Annotated in this window: 15 protein-coding genes and 1 tRNA gene; 9 read left to right on the forward strand and 7 right to left on the reverse strand. The window is 62.3% G+C overall.

Annotated features, from left to right (window positions below):
• Window positions 1-179 precede the first annotated feature (179 nt).
• The 3 genes from ACODR8_RS13140 to mltG all read left to right on the forward strand — a co-directional run bounded on the left by ACODR8_RS13140 (window position 180) and on the right by mltG (window position 3,016).
• Window positions 180-413 (forward strand): acyl carrier protein, encoded by a 234-nt coding sequence (locus ACODR8_RS13140; protein ID WP_006950224.1) that lies wholly within the window; start codon window positions 180-182, stop codon window positions 411-413.
• Between the two features lie 179 nt (window positions 414-592).
• Entirely contained in the window at window positions 593-1,852 is a 1,260-nt protein-coding gene (fabF, locus tag ACODR8_RS13145) for a beta-ketoacyl-ACP synthase II (protein WP_489007657.1), read from the forward strand.
• A 192-nt stretch (window positions 1,853-2,044) separates the two neighbouring features.
• Window positions 2,045-3,016, forward strand: a complete 972-nt coding sequence (gene mltG, locus ACODR8_RS13150; protein WP_489007658.1) for an endolytic transglycosylase MltG — start codon at window positions 2,045-2,047, stop codon at window positions 3,014-3,016.
• Between the two features lie 97 nt (window positions 3,017-3,113).
• On the opposite strand, the gene ACODR8_RS13155 is transcribed toward mltG, so the two are convergent.
• Both ACODR8_RS13155 and ACODR8_RS13160 read right to left on the reverse strand, forming a co-directional pair.
• On the reverse strand, window positions 3,114-3,533 hold the full coding sequence (locus tag ACODR8_RS13155; protein ID WP_489007659.1) for a sugar transporter: 420 nt from the start codon (window positions 3,531-3,533) through the stop codon (window positions 3,114-3,116).
• A gap of 43 nt (window positions 3,534-3,576) precedes the next feature.
• On the reverse strand, window positions 3,577-3,996 hold the full coding sequence (locus ACODR8_RS13160) for a sugar transporter (RefSeq protein ID WP_489007660.1): 420 nt from the start codon (window positions 3,994-3,996) through the stop codon (window positions 3,577-3,579).
• Window positions 3,997-4,106: 110 nt separating this feature from the next.
• Here ACODR8_RS13160 and ACODR8_RS13165 point away from each other — a divergent pair, with 110 nt between their 5' ends.
• Both ACODR8_RS13165 and ACODR8_RS13170 read left to right on the forward strand, forming a co-directional pair.
• Entirely contained in the window at window positions 4,107-4,646 is a 540-nt protein-coding gene (locus ACODR8_RS13165; protein WP_489007661.1) for a peroxiredoxin, read from the forward strand.
• On the forward strand, window positions 4,643-5,146 hold the full coding sequence (locus tag ACODR8_RS13170) for a 2'-5' RNA ligase family protein (RefSeq protein ID WP_489007662.1): 504 nt from the start codon (window positions 4,643-4,645) through the stop codon (window positions 5,144-5,146). The genes ACODR8_RS13165 and ACODR8_RS13170 overlap by 4 nt, the downstream gene beginning before the upstream one ends.
• Window positions 5,147-5,283: 137 nt before the next feature.
• Here ACODR8_RS13170 and ACODR8_RS13175 read toward each other — a convergent pair whose 3' ends face one another.
• From ACODR8_RS13175 to ACODR8_RS13195, 5 genes are all read right to left on the reverse strand, one after another.
• Window positions 5,284-6,510, reverse strand: a complete 1,227-nt coding sequence (locus tag ACODR8_RS13175) for an NAD(P)/FAD-dependent oxidoreductase (protein ID WP_489007663.1) — start codon at window positions 6,508-6,510, stop codon at window positions 5,284-5,286.
• A gap of 134 nt (window positions 6,511-6,644) precedes the next feature.
• The gene (locus ACODR8_RS13180; RefSeq protein WP_489007664.1) at window positions 6,645-7,451 is read right to left on the reverse strand and encodes an ABC transporter ATP-binding protein; all 807 of its coding nucleotides are present in this window, start codon (window positions 7,449-7,451) and stop codon (window positions 6,645-6,647) included.
• A 13-nt stretch (window positions 7,452-7,464) separates the two neighbouring features.
• Complete coding sequence (gene ntrB, locus ACODR8_RS13185) at window positions 7,465-8,424, reverse strand: nitrate ABC transporter permease (protein ID WP_489007665.1); 960 nt, start codon at window positions 8,422-8,424, stop codon at window positions 7,465-7,467.
• A 27-nt stretch (window positions 8,425-8,451) separates the two neighbouring features.
• The gene (locus ACODR8_RS13190) at window positions 8,452-9,735 is read right to left on the reverse strand and encodes a CmpA/NrtA family ABC transporter substrate-binding protein (RefSeq protein ID WP_489007666.1); all 1,284 of its coding nucleotides are present in this window, start codon (window positions 9,733-9,735) and stop codon (window positions 8,452-8,454) included.
• Between the two features lie 479 nt (window positions 9,736-10,214).
• Entirely contained in the window at window positions 10,215-11,537 is a 1,323-nt protein-coding gene (locus ACODR8_RS13195) for a PAS domain-containing protein (RefSeq protein ID WP_489007667.1), read from the reverse strand.
• 189 nt (window positions 11,538-11,726) lie between these two features.
• Here ACODR8_RS13195 and ACODR8_RS13200 point away from each other — a divergent pair.
• The 4 genes from ACODR8_RS13200 (at window position 11,727) to ACODR8_RS13215 (ending at window position 13,059) form a co-directional block, all read left to right on the forward strand.
• A tRNA-Thr gene (locus ACODR8_RS13200) sits at window positions 11,727-11,802 on the forward strand.
• Window positions 11,803-11,964: 162 nt separating this feature from the next.
• Complete coding sequence (locus tag ACODR8_RS13205; protein WP_489007668.1) at window positions 11,965-12,171, forward strand: Arm DNA-binding domain-containing protein; 207 nt, start codon at window positions 11,965-11,967, stop codon at window positions 12,169-12,171.
• Window positions 12,172-12,186: 15 nt separating this feature from the next.
• Window positions 12,187-12,549: a phage integrase central domain-containing protein gene (locus tag ACODR8_RS13210; RefSeq protein WP_489007669.1), complete on the forward strand. Its 363-nt coding sequence runs from the start codon at window positions 12,187-12,189 to the stop codon at window positions 12,547-12,549.
• 123 nt (window positions 12,550-12,672) lie between these two features.
• Window positions 12,673-13,059 (forward strand): tyrosine-type recombinase/integrase, encoded by a 387-nt coding sequence (locus tag ACODR8_RS13215; RefSeq protein ID WP_489007670.1) that lies wholly within the window; start codon window positions 12,673-12,675, stop codon window positions 13,057-13,059.
• Window positions 13,060-13,080 lie beyond the last annotated feature (21 nt).

A 13,080-nucleotide genomic window follows, 5' to 3' on the forward strand; every position in this document is an offset into this window, starting at 1 on the left:
AATTTTGGTAAATGAAGCGTTGCCATGCCCCGATTGGCGCTATTTTGTTGCGGAATCATTGCCTGGCGCGAATGTGGGGGCTTGGCGGCCTTGCCTCTTGCCTGTATCGGCGCTTGGCACTAGGGCTGCCTTAACAGTTATTCAGACCCACCAACGATACCAGTCAAGAAGGACCACTCATGAGTGAGACCGCGGATCGCGTAAAGAAAATCGTCGTCGAGCATCTGGGCGTTGAAGCCGAAAAGGTGACCGAGGATGCCAGCTTCATCGACGATCTGGGCGCTGACAGCCTCGACATCGTTGAGCTGGTGATGGCGTTCGAGGAAGAATTCGGCGTCGAAATCCCTGACGATGCGGCTGAGAAGATCGGCACCGTCAAGGATGCGATCGACTATATCGACAGCAAGCAGTAAGGCGTATTGCGGCCTGCCCCATGGGCGGCGGGCCGGTAATGCGTTGAGAGAAACGGCTCCTCCTGTCCGGTGATTCCGGGGTGTGGGGAGCCTTTTCGTATCTGGCGCGCCGTTCACAACTGTCGCACAAGCGGCTAAGGGAACGGCCAGGCGCCAACAAGGAATTTCGGAGCTAGCATATGCGTCGTGTCGTCGTAACCGGTCTTGGCATGGTGACCCCGCTGGGCGGAGATGTCGAAACCACCTGGAAGAACATCATTGCGTCCAAATCCGGCGCGGCGACGATCACCCGGTTCGACCCCACCGACTATAAGTGCCGCATCGCGTGCGAAGTGAAGCCCAAGGATCATGAGTATGGCTTCGACGCCAATCTGGAGGTGGATCACAAGGTCCAGCGCCAGGTCGACCTGTTCATCGTGTTCGGAATCGCGGCGGCGAGCGAAGCGCTCAAGGATGCGGGCCTGCTCAACATGAGCGAGGAAGAACGGCTGCGCGCCGGTTGCTCGATCGGGTCGGGTATTGGCGGCCTGCCGGGCATCGAAAGCGAATCGCTGGTGCTGGCGACCAAGGGACCAAGCCGGGTCAGCCCGCACTTCGTCCATGGCCGCCTGATCAACCTGATTTCCGGTCAGGTCAGCATCAAATATGGCCTGATGGGTCCTAACCATGCCGTCGTCACCGCCTGCTCGACCGGCGCCCATTCGATCGGCGACGCGGCGCGGATGATCGCGATGGACGATGCCGACGTCATGCTGGCAGGCGGCGCGGAAAGCGCGATCTGCCCGATCGGCATTGCCGGCTTCTCGCAGGCGCGCGCGCTCAGCACCGGCTTCAACGACGATCCGACCCGCGCCAGCCGCCCCTATGACGTCAACCGCGACGGTTTCGTCATGGGCGAGGGCGCAGGTGTGGTCGTGCTGGAAGAATATGAGCGGGCCAAGGCGCGCGGCGCGAAAATCTATGCCGAAGTTCTGGGTTACGGCCTGTCGGGCGACGCCTATCACGTCACCGCCCCGCATCCCGAAGGCTCCGGCGCGTTCCGCTCGATGGCGATGGCGCTCAAGAAATCGGGCCTCAGCCTTGAAGATATCGACTATGTGAACGCCCATGGCACATCGACCCCGCTGGGCGACGAGCTGGAGCTGGGCGCGGTCCGTCGCCTGTTCGGCGACCAGATCAGCGCCATGTCGATGAGTTCGACCAAGTCGGCGATCGGCCATTTGCTGGGTGGCGCGGGCGCGGTGGAAAGCATCTTCTGCATCCTGGCCATGCGTGACAGCATCGTGCCGCCGACGCTGAACCTGGATGAGCCGAGCGAAAGCTGCAAGGGCGTCGACTTGGTCCCCCATGTCGCCAAGCAGCGCAAGGTGCGCGCGGTGCTGAACAACTCGTTCGGCTTTGGCGGCACCAACGCCTCGCTGATCATGAAGGCGCTTTGAAGAAGTAAAATCCTCCCCTGCAAGGGGAGGTGGCAGCACGAAGTGCTGACGGAGGGGTGTCGCCCTCACGATAGCGGGACACCCCTCCGTCTGGCCTTCGGCCATCCACCTCCCCTTGAAGGGGAGGATTGCATATAGCATTTCTCTGGTCGGGCAGTTGTGATGATGGCGAGACGATCCGGCGCAAATCCCATGCAAAAATTCGGCTGTATCATCTTGGCTGTCGGCCTGGCCGTTGCGGCCTTCATCGCTTTTCGCTTCGTGGCAGGCTGGACCGAGCAAGGCCCGGCGAAGCAGGATATCAGCATCGTCGTGCCGGACGGGGCGACGCTGTCGGATGCCGCGGTGCTGCTCAAGCGGTCGGGTGCGGTGCTGTCCGCCGACGCTTTCCTGACGCGGGCGAAGATATTTGGCGGCGGCACGTCGATCAAGGCGGGCGAGTTCGTCATTCCCGCCGGTGCCAGCAACAGCGATATTCTGTCGATCCTGCAAGGCGGCAAGACGCTTACCCGCCTGATCACCATTCCCGAAGGGATGCCGTCGATCCTGGTGCATGAGCGGCTGATGGCCAACGATCAGCTGACCGGCGACATCAAGGTGCCGGAGGAAGGCAGCGTGCTGCCCGACAGCTATGCCTTCGACAAGGGCGAGCGCCGCGCGGCGGTGCTGGCGCGGATGCAGGCGGCGATGGACAAGGAACTGGCCAAGCTATGGGCCGAACGCGCGCCCAACACGGTCGCCAAAAGCCCGCGAGAGGCGATCATCCTGGCCAGCATCGTCGAAAAGGAAACGGCGCTGCCATCCGAACGGCAGATGGTCGCGGGCGTCTATAGCAACCGGCTGCGCACCAACATGATGCTCCAGGCCGATCCCACGATCATCTACCCGATCACGCGCGGCAAGCCGCTGGGCCGCCGCATCCGCAAATCGGAAATCGCGGCGGTCAACGACTATAACACCTATGCGATGGTCGGTCTGCCCAAGGGGCCGATCGCTAATCCGGGCCGCCTGTCGATCGCCGCCGTGTTGCACCCGGCCCAGACCAAGGCGCTCTATTTCGTCGCGGACGGCAAGGGCGGGCATATCTTCGCCGACACCTACCAGCAGCATAATGAAAATGTGCGCAAATGGTTCGAGATCAGGCGATCAAGGGGTGAGCTATAAAGCCGCCGTCATCCTGACGAACGTCAGGATCCAGAGCGTCATAGGGCAGTGCGGGCTGCTCTGGATCCCGGATCAAGTCCGGGATGACGTCGGTTTTTTAGGCTAGCAGCCCTCTGGCCTTCATCGCTTGCGCATAGAGCAGTTGCGCAACCCCAGCGACAAAGATCAGCGCAGGCACCAGCACTGCGTCCCATCCCTCCACCGCCAGCATGTCGGTCGCCAGGAAATTCTGTGCGAACAGCAGGATGATCGCCGCCAGCGACAGCGCATAGACCGGCACCGCCAGCGCTTTCTTCAACAGCAGCAACACCGCCCCCAGCGTCCCGGCACCCACGGCGACCGCGAACACCAGCCACACCCAGCCGGGCATCTGGCCATAGACCCGCGCCATATCGGGCGAGGTTCTGGCCAGTTCGTCCATGTCCATCGCATATTGCGCGGCAAAGGACATGTCGCCCAGCAGGTTCCACGCCAGCGCGGCGAGACCAACGGTCCAAAAAGAACGCGGTGTCGGCATGATCCAGTTCCTTTCCCTCCGGCTCCACGCGCTGGCGTGTGGATTAACTCAGCACGCCCTTACCCACCAGATTGCGGGCGTAGAGCAGCTGGACGATGGCCATCACCGCGATGAAGGCGGGGAAAGCGAACACCGACGGTCCCTTCACCGCCAGCAGATCGGTGCCAAGGAAGGTATAACCGAACTGCACGATGACCGCGACGAGGGACATCAGAAACAGGCTGGCGGCGGCGGCCTTCTTCATCAGCAGCGCGATCGCCCCCAGCGTCCCTGCGCCAACAGCAATGGCATAGGCGATCCATACCCATGTCGGCATGGCGGCAAAGGCCTGCGCCGTCGTCGGATCGGTCTTGGCCAACTCCGTCAGATCGGCTGTATATTGCATGACGAAGGCGGCCAGCCCCATCAGGTTCCACAGCAGCAGGATGATGGCGATGATGGTGAAATATCGTGGTGTATTCATGATCCAATCCCCTCCCTTTATGACGTGTCCCGTTGCAGGGCCGCCGTTGACCGATCATATACCTGTTGCAGGCCGCGCGGAAGCGGCGAGACGAACAAGGGATATGAGCCATGCTGGGACGATCCGTACCAAATGTGATCCTCAAAACGCGCGTGCGCGACGAGAGCGTAGAGGGGCCGAACCCGTTTCGCTGGCAGGATGTGCAGACGGGCGATCTGTTCGCGGGCAAGCGGGTGGTGGTGTTTTCGCTGCCCGGCGCTTTCACCCCGACCTGTTCGACCGAACAATGCCCGGCGTATGAGCGCACTTATGATGATTTCAAGGCGTTGGGCGTGGACGATGTCTATTGCGTGTCGGTCAACGACGCCTTCGTCATGTTTCAGTGGGGCAAGCAACTGGGGTTGCAGAAGGTCAAGCTGCTGCCGGACGGGTCGGGCGATTTTACCCGTCGCATGGGGATGCTGATCAAGAAAAATCACCTGGGCTTTGGCGACCGCAGCTGGCGCTATGCGATGGTCGTGGACGACGGCAAGATTGTCGGCTGGTTCGAGGAACCGGGGATCAACGATATTGGCGAAGATGAAGATCCCTATGGCGAATCGATGCCAGAACCCGTGCTGGAATGGCTGAAGGCGCATCCTGCCGGGTGAGCGCCCCGATTATCGTCAGCGCCTTGATGGGCGCGGCGGACTTTGCCTGGGCGGATGGACTGCGCCGCGCGCATTTCCCGCCGGAGCGTAATATGCTGTCCGCGCACATCACCCTGTTCCACCACCTGCCGCCCTCTGCGCTGGGAGAGGTGGGGGACCGGATCAAGGCGCTGTGCCGGGGCCGTGCGCCGGCAGCGCGGTTGAGCGACGTCATGCTGCTGGGGCAGGGGGTCGCCTACCGGATCGACAGCCCGGAACTGGCAGCGATGCGCGATGAACTGGCCGATGCCTTTACCGGGCTTTTAACGCCGCAGGATCAAGCCCGGCCACGCCTGCATGTCACGGTGCAGAACAAGGTGAAGCCCGCGGAGGCCAAGGCGCTGGCGGAAACTTTGCGGGCGGATTTTCAGCCCCGCCCGTTCGTCATAGCAGGGCTGGCCGCCTGGCATTATCGCGGTGGCCCGTGGGAACTGGCGATGAAGGCCAGTTTTCGGGGGTAGGGGTATTCCTCCCCTGCAAGGGGAGGGGGACCGTCGGCGTAGCCGATGGTGGAGGGGGATATGCCACCAGCGCTGCGCTTGTGGCATATCCCCCTCCATCTGGCCTGCAGCCAGCCACCTCCCCTTGCAGGGGAGGATTAAGCCAGCCCGACTTCCTTCAAAGGCACACTGGCATCCGCCAGCTGCGCCTGATCCAGCGCGGCGCCCGCCAGCACATGGGCGCGGCCCTGGACATAGTCCTTGACCATATTGACGCAATCGAGCGCGATGACCTTGCCGCCCTTCAGATAGACCACCGAAAAGCTGCGCGCCGCCGGGTCGCCGCGCAGGATCGCCTGATCATAGCCGGTCGAAAGACCGACGGTCTGGAGCTTCAGATCATATTGGTTCGACCAGAACCATGGCACCGCATCATAGGCCTCTTCCTTGCCCATGATATGCGCCACGGCGGTCTTGGCCTGGTCATTGGCGTTCTGCACCGATTCCACCCGCATCTGCGCGCCACCGGCAAAACGGTTGGCATGCGCGGCGCAATCGCCCACGGCATAGATGTCGGGCAGGCTGGTGCGGCAATATTCGTCCACGTCCACGCCATTGCCACCCGCAGCCCCGGCGGCGATCAACGGGCCGGTTTCGGGGATGATGCCGATGCCCACAATCACCATGTCGGTGGCGATCCGCTCGCCATCCTGCATCAGCACGGCAGTCGCCTTGCCATCGGTGACTTCGATGCAATCCATCCGCGCCCCGGTGCGCAGGTCCACGCCATGGGCGCGATGCTCTGCTTCGTAGAAGCGCGACAATTCCTCACCCGCGACCCGCGCCAGCACCCGGTCGAGTGCTTCGAGCAACACGACCTTTTTGCCGAATTTGGAGAGGACGGCTGCCGCCTCCAGCCCGATATAGCCGCCGCCGATGATGGTCACATGGTTGATGCTGTCGATCTTCGCCATCATCGCATCGACATCCTCGCGGCGGCGCACGGCGTGGACATTGGCGGCGTCTGCGCCATTGCAGGTCAGCATCCGGGGGTTGCCGCCGGTACACCAGATCAGCTTGCCATAGCCGATTTCCTCGTCCCCTGCGGTTACGAATTTGCCGACCGCATCGACGCTCTTCACGCGACGGCCAAGCAGCATATCGACATTGCGCTCACCCCAGAAGGTGGCGGGGCGGATCAGGATGCGGTCGAAACTTTTGTCGCCCGCGAAATATTCCTTGGACAGTGGCGGACGCTCATAGGGCGGGTCTTTCTCGTCGCCGATCATCGCGACCGAACCTTCAAAGCCCGACTGGCGCAGGGAAATCGCCGCTTGCGCCCCCGCATGGCCCGCGCCCACGATCAACACGTCATAATAGCTCATTGGCCCGCTATCCTCTTTATCCCCGTTGCGCCGCTGATTGGCGCGCTTTGCCGGTGGTGGCAAGGGGGGATATGCGGCAATTCCGGCCAAAAGGGCGCGGCCGGTTATCGCCGCGCCCTTTCATGCCGGATGGATCAGGCCGCGCGGCCGACCGTCGGGTTGCGATAGCGTTCGTGCAGGAAATGCACCACCGCATGACGGGCGGCGGCATATTCGGCCATGTCGAGCGCTTTCAGACGATCGCGCGGACGGGTCATGGCCACCGCATGATCCTCGCCAATGCGCGCGGCCGGGCCGTTGGTCATCATGACGACGCGATCGGCCAGCAGCACCGCTTCATCGACATCATGGGTGATCATCAGCACGGTGTTGTTGAGCGTCGCCTGCAACTCCATCACCACGTCCTGCAACGCCGCCCGCGTCAGCGCGTCGAGCGCGCCGAAGGGTTCGTCCATCAGCAAGATGCGCGGCTTCATCGCGATGGCGCGGGCAATGCCGACGCGCTGCTTCATGCCGCCCGACAATTCGCCCGGCCGCTTGCGCGCGGCATGGGCCATCTGCACCAGTTCCAGATTGTGCAGCACCCAGTCGCGCCGCTCCGCCTTGCTCTTGTCCCCGGCGGTCTTGTCGACAGCGAGCCGGACATTCTCCTCGACCGTCAACCAGGGGAGCAGCGAATGGTCCTGAAACACCACGGCGCGGTCAGGGCCGGGGCCGCTGATGACGTCGCCGTCCAGGAACAAGACGCCCCGGCTGGGCTTGACCAGTCCCGCCACGACATTGAGCAGGGTGGACTTGCCGCAGCCCGAATGGCCGATCAGCGCCACGAATTCGCCGCGTTCGACCGACAGGTCGATCGACTGGAGCGCGCAAAACGGACCCTGTTTGGTCGGAAATTCGACCGTGACATCCTCGATCGCCAGATAGCTTCTCTGTTTCATGGAACCGGTCCTTTCAGTTCGATCGGGCGACGACGCGGCCAATGGCGGCGACGATGCGGTCGAGTGTGAAGCCGACCATGCCGATCCACAGCAAGGCGACGATCGTGTCGGTCAGGAGCGAGCTGTTATAGCTGTCCCAGATGAAGAAGCCGACGCCGGTGCCGCCCTGCACCATTTCGGCCGCCACGATCGCCAGCCAGCTCATGCCGATGCCGATGCGAAGCCCGGTGAACATCGGCGGCACGGTGGCGGGCAGCATGATGCGCAGGAAATATTCCACCGGGTTCAGCCCCAGCACCTTGGCAACGTTGCGATAGGCCAGCGGGATTTGCTGAATGCCCGACGCGGTGTTCAGGATGATCGGCCAGATCGCGGTGATGAAGATCAGGAACAGCGCCGATGGCCCGGCATTCTGGAAGATCGCCAGGCTGATCGGCAGCCAGGCCAGCGGCGGCACGGTGCGCAATACCTGAAACAGCGGATCGAGCGCGCGATAGGCGAAGGGGCTTTGCCCGATCAGCACGCCCAGCGCGATGCCCGCGACCGCCGCCATGCCATAGCCGATCATGACCCGCGACAGGCTGGTCAGGATATGCGCGGCAATACCGACATCGCCCTGATCGTCGATATGCAGGCCGGTGAAGTCCAGCGATACGCCCTTGAACGGGTGGACGATCACCTCATGGCTCTCTTCCCACACCTTCATCGGGCTGGGGAAGCTGGCGTCGGGCGCGCTGCAACTCAGCTGCCACACGAACAGCAGCGTGATGATCATCAACATCGTCGGCAGGACAGACGCAGCGACACTGCGCCCGTGGTCCAGCCAGAGCTGCGCCAGTCCTGCGATCGGGGCGGCTTGTGGCACGACCGGCGCGACAACCGCCTCGACCGGTGCAGGCGTCGCCACCACGGCGGCGGCCTGTGGGTCGTCCCGCCTCAACGGAACGACCTTGAGAGTGGAAAGAGAGGACATGATGACACTCCGGTTTTGCGCCTGCACCTAGATCTTCTTGATTTTCAGGCTGGCCAGATAGGCTTTGGGATTGGCGGGATCGAACGTCTTGCCGTCGAAGAATTTCTCGACGCCCCGGCTGTCGCTGGCCGGACCCTTGCCGCCCAGCACGCCCGCGGCCTTGCGCCAGATGTCCGCCCGGTTGACCTTGGCGATGATCGCGCTGGTGTTGAGGTTGGCGGGCAGCTTGCCCCAGCGCTGGTTTTCCGTGAGGAACCACAGGTCGTGGCTCTTGTAGGGGAAGGAGGCATAGCCGCTAAAGAATTTCATCTTGAACGGCGCATTGGGATATTTGCGCCCGTCGCCCATGGTGAAATTGCCCTGCAAACGGTCGGCAATGTCGCTGACCGGGCATTTCAGATAATCGCGGCCCGACACCATCATCGCCAGCCGCGAAATATTGGCCGGATTGTCGGCCCAGCGCTGCGCCTCCAGCACGGCGGCGGTGATCGCCACGGCTGCACGCGGATTTTGCGCGATCCAGTCGGACCGCATCGCAAAGCATTTTTCGGGATGGTTCATCCACATCTGCCCGGTCGATACCGCGGTATAGCCCAGCTGCTGCGCGACCAGCTGGTCGTTCCACGGTTCGCCGACGCAGAATGCGTCCATCGTGTCGGCCTTCATGTTCGCGACCATCTGCGGCGGCGGCACGGTGATCAGGTCGACGTCGACATCGGGGTTGATCCCGCCCGCCGCCAGCCAGTAGCGCAGCCACAGGTCATGGGTGCCACCCGGAAAGGTCATGGCCATGGTGATCTTCTTGCCTGCGCCCTTGCGCTGCTCGATCACGCCCTTCATCGACGCGGCGTTCAGCCCCGCCTTTGCCGCCAGATACTCCTTCGACACCGAAATGCCCTGACCATTGACGTTCAGCCGCGCCAGGATGCTCATCGCGGTCTGCTTGGAATTGATCCCCAGCGACATGAAATAGGGCATGGGGCTCAGGATATGCGCGCCATCGATGCCGCCACTGCTCGATCCCAGCACCAGATTGTCGCGGGTCGCGCCCCAGCTGGCCTGTTTGGCGACGACCACGTCGGGCATCCCATGCTTGGCGAATAGGCCCAGTTCCTTGGCGACGATCAGCGGCGCGCAGTCGGTCAGTGCGATGAAGCCGAGCTTGGCCCCCTTCACCTCTGGCCCGGCGCCAGCGGCAAAAGCGCCGCTTGGAAAGGCCTGATGCACGGCGGTGAACAGCGCGGCGGTGCCTGCGCTGCGAATCACCTGCCGCCGGTTTGGCGTGCTGTTCTTGTCGGTCTTGTTATCCATGGCGAAGCCCCCTTCGAAAAAATATGATGATGGTGAAAGCGGTTCGGCGGGGCAGGCGGGTTGATCGCAACGCCCGACGCCAAAACGAAAAAAAGCCGCAGGCCAGACCTTCGCATGTGCGAAAAGCTGGACAGCGGCTTTGCTGTTTCATGAGAGGCGTCCCGTTCCCCCGTCGGAAGGAACACCCATAAGGCACGTCATCGCGCCGACACAGACTATCCGTCGATTCGCGTTTCGACGCAAGCGGATATTTGGTGCGCTGCAAAATCGAACGGGGCAGCGGCACAGTGGTGCGCCGCGGGCGGAAATTTCAGCGCGTCAAGCGCCGCGCTGACCTAGGGCCGATCGACATTCAGATGATGACGTGCCGAAAATGGTGGTTTTCCGTGACCTGGAGCGCAGCCTACTAAAAGTAGGTGAGCACCGGAAGCTCGGAAAACCGCCATTTGCAGGCCGTCAGGGCTGAATGTCGATTGGCCCTAGCGTGCAGCGGCCAGGATCACCCTTTGCGCCAGTTCCGACCCTTCGGGCAGGGCTGCGACCAGCACCACAGTCCCGTCCGCCTCGCGCCGGGCGACGACGATCGCCAGCCCGTCCGCATCGGTGGCCAGTGCCTGCGGATCGATCGCGGCGGCGGCCTTCATAGCGCTGCGCGCGCTCTCGCGCTTGTCCGGGCGCGGCGGGGCTTCAGCCCGGCGCAACGCCCGCTCGTCGCGCACCAGCGCCTTGAGTCCACCGGCATAGTTGGACAGATGGTCCGCCAACATGCCCACGCCCAGGCCCAATGCCCAGCCATGGTCGAGCGCGGTCGCATATTCGGTGATCCGGGTCTTGTCATAGGCCGCGCCGAAAACCAGCTTGATGATCGCGGTCATCGGGCTGCGCGCCTGCACCTTGATGCCGCAATCGGCCAGCAGTTCGGCATAGTCGTCTGGCCGGGCCTGCGCCACCAGCGCGAAATCATAGGCCAGGCCAATCGCGCGATAGAGCGCGGCATGACTGCGCGCCTCGCTGGTGCGGACCTGATCCGCGCCATCGCGCGCCAGCGCCAGCCAGTCGGCCAGCGGGGCGTCCTCGGTCGGGCTTTCCATGCCGGACAGGTCCAGCGGTTCCTCGTCGAACGAAGCGACGGGCGTGGGCAGGGGCTGGGGCGCGGGATCGACTGTCTCGCCGCCCGCCGGACCATCGGCCCATACCGGCGCATCGCTGCGCCCCGGCATGGCGTTGGCGAGCGCCGCGCTGACTTCCATTTCCAGCGCCTGCCGCTCGTCGCGGCTCGCCAGTTCCTTCCAGTTGATCACGCCGAACACGAAATCGATCGTCTCGTCATCGGACGAAAAGGGCATCAATATGCCGCGATACAATATCTCTGCGTCGCGCTGGTTGACGAATTCTGCCTCAAAGCCGATCGGTGCGGCATTGGCGACGATCTGGAGATAATGGTCGGTCAGCCGCGACAGCAGCGACCGTGCGGGTACATCGTTGATGTAGCTGATGTTGCCTTCAATCTCGCACTCCTGCCGCAAGGCGGTGCCCAGATAGACGATGGCCGGATTGTCGAGGCCGGTGGAAAAATCCAGCAACACGCTGTGCGGGCCGAAATCCTCCAACTGGTCGGGCGACAGATCCTCGATCGATGGCAGTGCGCGGTCACCCAGCAGCGACGCCCAATAATTATAGGCGCGCACCTGCATCCGTCGCTCGTCCGACACCACCGTCAACGGTGCGTCGATCGCCGCATCCTCGGCATAATCGAAGTCGTCCTGGTCGTTGGCGACGTCATGCCCCCGCAGAGTGTCCATCCGGTCGGTCCCTATTTCAGGCAAAATTCTACCTCTTTGGGACTCGACAGTGGCACCGGATGGTAAATTTGCCGTAAAGATGGTGGCGATCAACGCCCCGTCCGCCGCGCTGCCAGCAAAAAGACCCGCCCGACAATGCAATTGCCCGCTTGTCCTTCGGCCCAACCACTGTTATCTGCCCGCCGCAACGCCGCTTTAGCTCAGTTGGTAGAGCATCGCATTCGTAATGCGGGGGTCACAGGTTCGAGTCCTGTAAGCGGCACCAGGATCACCCCGGTTAGGGGGCTGAAAATCCTCGAAAAACCCGGGAAATACTGGTATAATGACGCATCGGGTTTCCGGCGTCGTCCACCCCAATTCGTCCTCATCCGGATGATTTGGGGGCTCGAATCTGGGGGGCAACGGTCATTATGGATAGAGGCCCCCAATGCTCACCGTCGTGCAGATCAAGGCGCTCAAACCGCGGGAAAAGGCTTATGAGGTAGCTGACGGTAAAGGGCTGTATCTCGCCGTACAGCCGTCTGGGTCGCTGATATGGCGAGTTAAGTTTCGGTGCCATGGCGTGGAGAAGAAGATCACGCTGGGCCACTATCCTGCCGTCGGCCTCAAGGAGGCGCGGGAGAAGTTGGAATAAGCGCGCGAGTTACTGTTGGGCGGCATCGATCCGGTTGCCGTTAAAGCCCAGGCGAAGCTGCAAGCCGAAATTGCTGCCGCGACTACCTTTACAGTGGTAGCTGACGAATACATCAGGAAGATGGAACTGGAGGGAAAATCCCCGGCGATACTCAAGAAGGCACGCTGGTTTCGCGATCTTTTAGAACCCTATGTTGGTCGACGCCCGGTAGCAGCTGTTACAGCTCACGAATTGCTTGCCGCGTTGAAGCGGCTCGAGCGAAAAGGGCATCACGAGACCGCACACCGTCTGAGGGCTTTTTCGGGGCGCATATTTCGTTATGCGGTTCCACGCTCCGCGCCCAGCATAACCCCGCTGATATATTGCGAGGAGCGTTGATAGCGCCCAAGGTTAAGCATCATGCCGCAGTGCTTGATCCGATAAAGGTCGGGGAACTGTTGCGTGCAATTGATAGCTACAGCGGCCGTATCGAGACCAGGATCGCGTTGCAGCTCGCCCCCCATGTCTTTCTGCGCCCCGGAGAGTTGCGGAAGGCAGAGTGCGGAAATTGATTTCGGCGCTGCTGTATGGCGTATCCCAGCCGCAAAAATGAAGATGGGCCAAGCCCATGTCGTCCCGTTGTCGCGCCAGGTAATGGACCTGCTTCAAAAGCTTCGAACCCTGAAGAACAGCGGAGAATTTCTTTTTCCAGCATTCCATACTTCGGTGCGGCCAATGTGTGAGAATACACCCAATGTCGCCTTGCGACGCTTGGGCTATGGTAGCGATGAGATGACATCTCACGGGTTTCGGGCCATGGCGAGTACCCTGCTCAACGAGATGGGCAAATGGCACCCGGATGCGATCGAGCGGCAGCTGTGGATCGGCGTGCAAAAAGGACCCCGTTAGCGGGGTGATCGGCGTCTAAAA

It is taken from the genome of Sphingobium sp. FG58 (assembly GCF_057809055.1).

What these genes read in the sequence shown, in the direction of transcription:
- ACODR8_RS13160 (WP_489007660.1), bottom strand. Translation starts at nt 3,996, where the DNA reads ATGAATACACCACGATATTTCACCATCATCGCCATCATCCTGCTGCTG.
- mltG (WP_489007658.1), top strand. Translation starts at nt 2,045, where the DNA reads ATGCAAAAATTCGGCTGTATCATCTTGGCTGTCGGCCTGGCCGTTGCG.
- ACODR8_RS13180 (WP_489007664.1), bottom strand. Translation starts at nt 7,451, where the DNA reads ATGAAACAGAGAAGCTATCTGGCGATCGAGGATGTCACGGTCGAATTT.
- ACODR8_RS13195 (WP_489007667.1), bottom strand. Translation starts at nt 11,537, where the DNA reads ATGGACACTCTGCGGGGGCATGACGTCGCCAACGACCAGGACGACTTC.
- ACODR8_RS13165 (WP_489007661.1), top strand. Translation starts at nt 4,107, where the DNA reads ATGCTGGGACGATCCGTACCAAATGTGATCCTCAAAACGCGCGTGCGC.
- ACODR8_RS13175 (WP_489007663.1), bottom strand. Translation starts at nt 6,510, where the DNA reads ATGAGCTATTATGACGTGTTGATCGTGGGCGCGGGCCATGCGGGGGCG.
- ACODR8_RS13190 (WP_489007666.1), bottom strand. Translation starts at nt 9,735, where the DNA reads ATGGATAACAAGACCGACAAGAACAGCACGCCAAACCGGCGGCAGGTG.
- ACODR8_RS13140 (WP_006950224.1), top strand. Translation starts at nt 180, where the DNA reads ATGAGTGAGACCGCGGATCGCGTAAAGAAAATCGTCGTCGAGCATCTG.
- ACODR8_RS13205 (WP_489007668.1), top strand. Translation starts at nt 11,965, where the DNA reads ATGCTCACCGTCGTGCAGATCAAGGCGCTCAAACCGCGGGAAAAGGCT.
- fabF (WP_489007657.1), top strand. Translation starts at nt 593, where the DNA reads ATGCGTCGTGTCGTCGTAACCGGTCTTGGCATGGTGACCCCGCTGGGC.
- ntrB (WP_489007665.1), bottom strand. Translation starts at nt 8,424, where the DNA reads ATGTCCTCTCTTTCCACTCTCAAGGTCGTTCCGTTGAGGCGGGACGAC.
- ACODR8_RS13155 (WP_489007659.1), bottom strand. Translation starts at nt 3,533, where the DNA reads ATGCCGACACCGCGTTCTTTTTGGACCGTTGGTCTCGCCGCGCTGGCG.
- ACODR8_RS13215 (WP_489007670.1), top strand. Translation starts at nt 12,673, where the DNA reads ATGTCTTTCTGCGCCCCGGAGAGTTGCGGAAGGCAGAGTGCGGAAATT.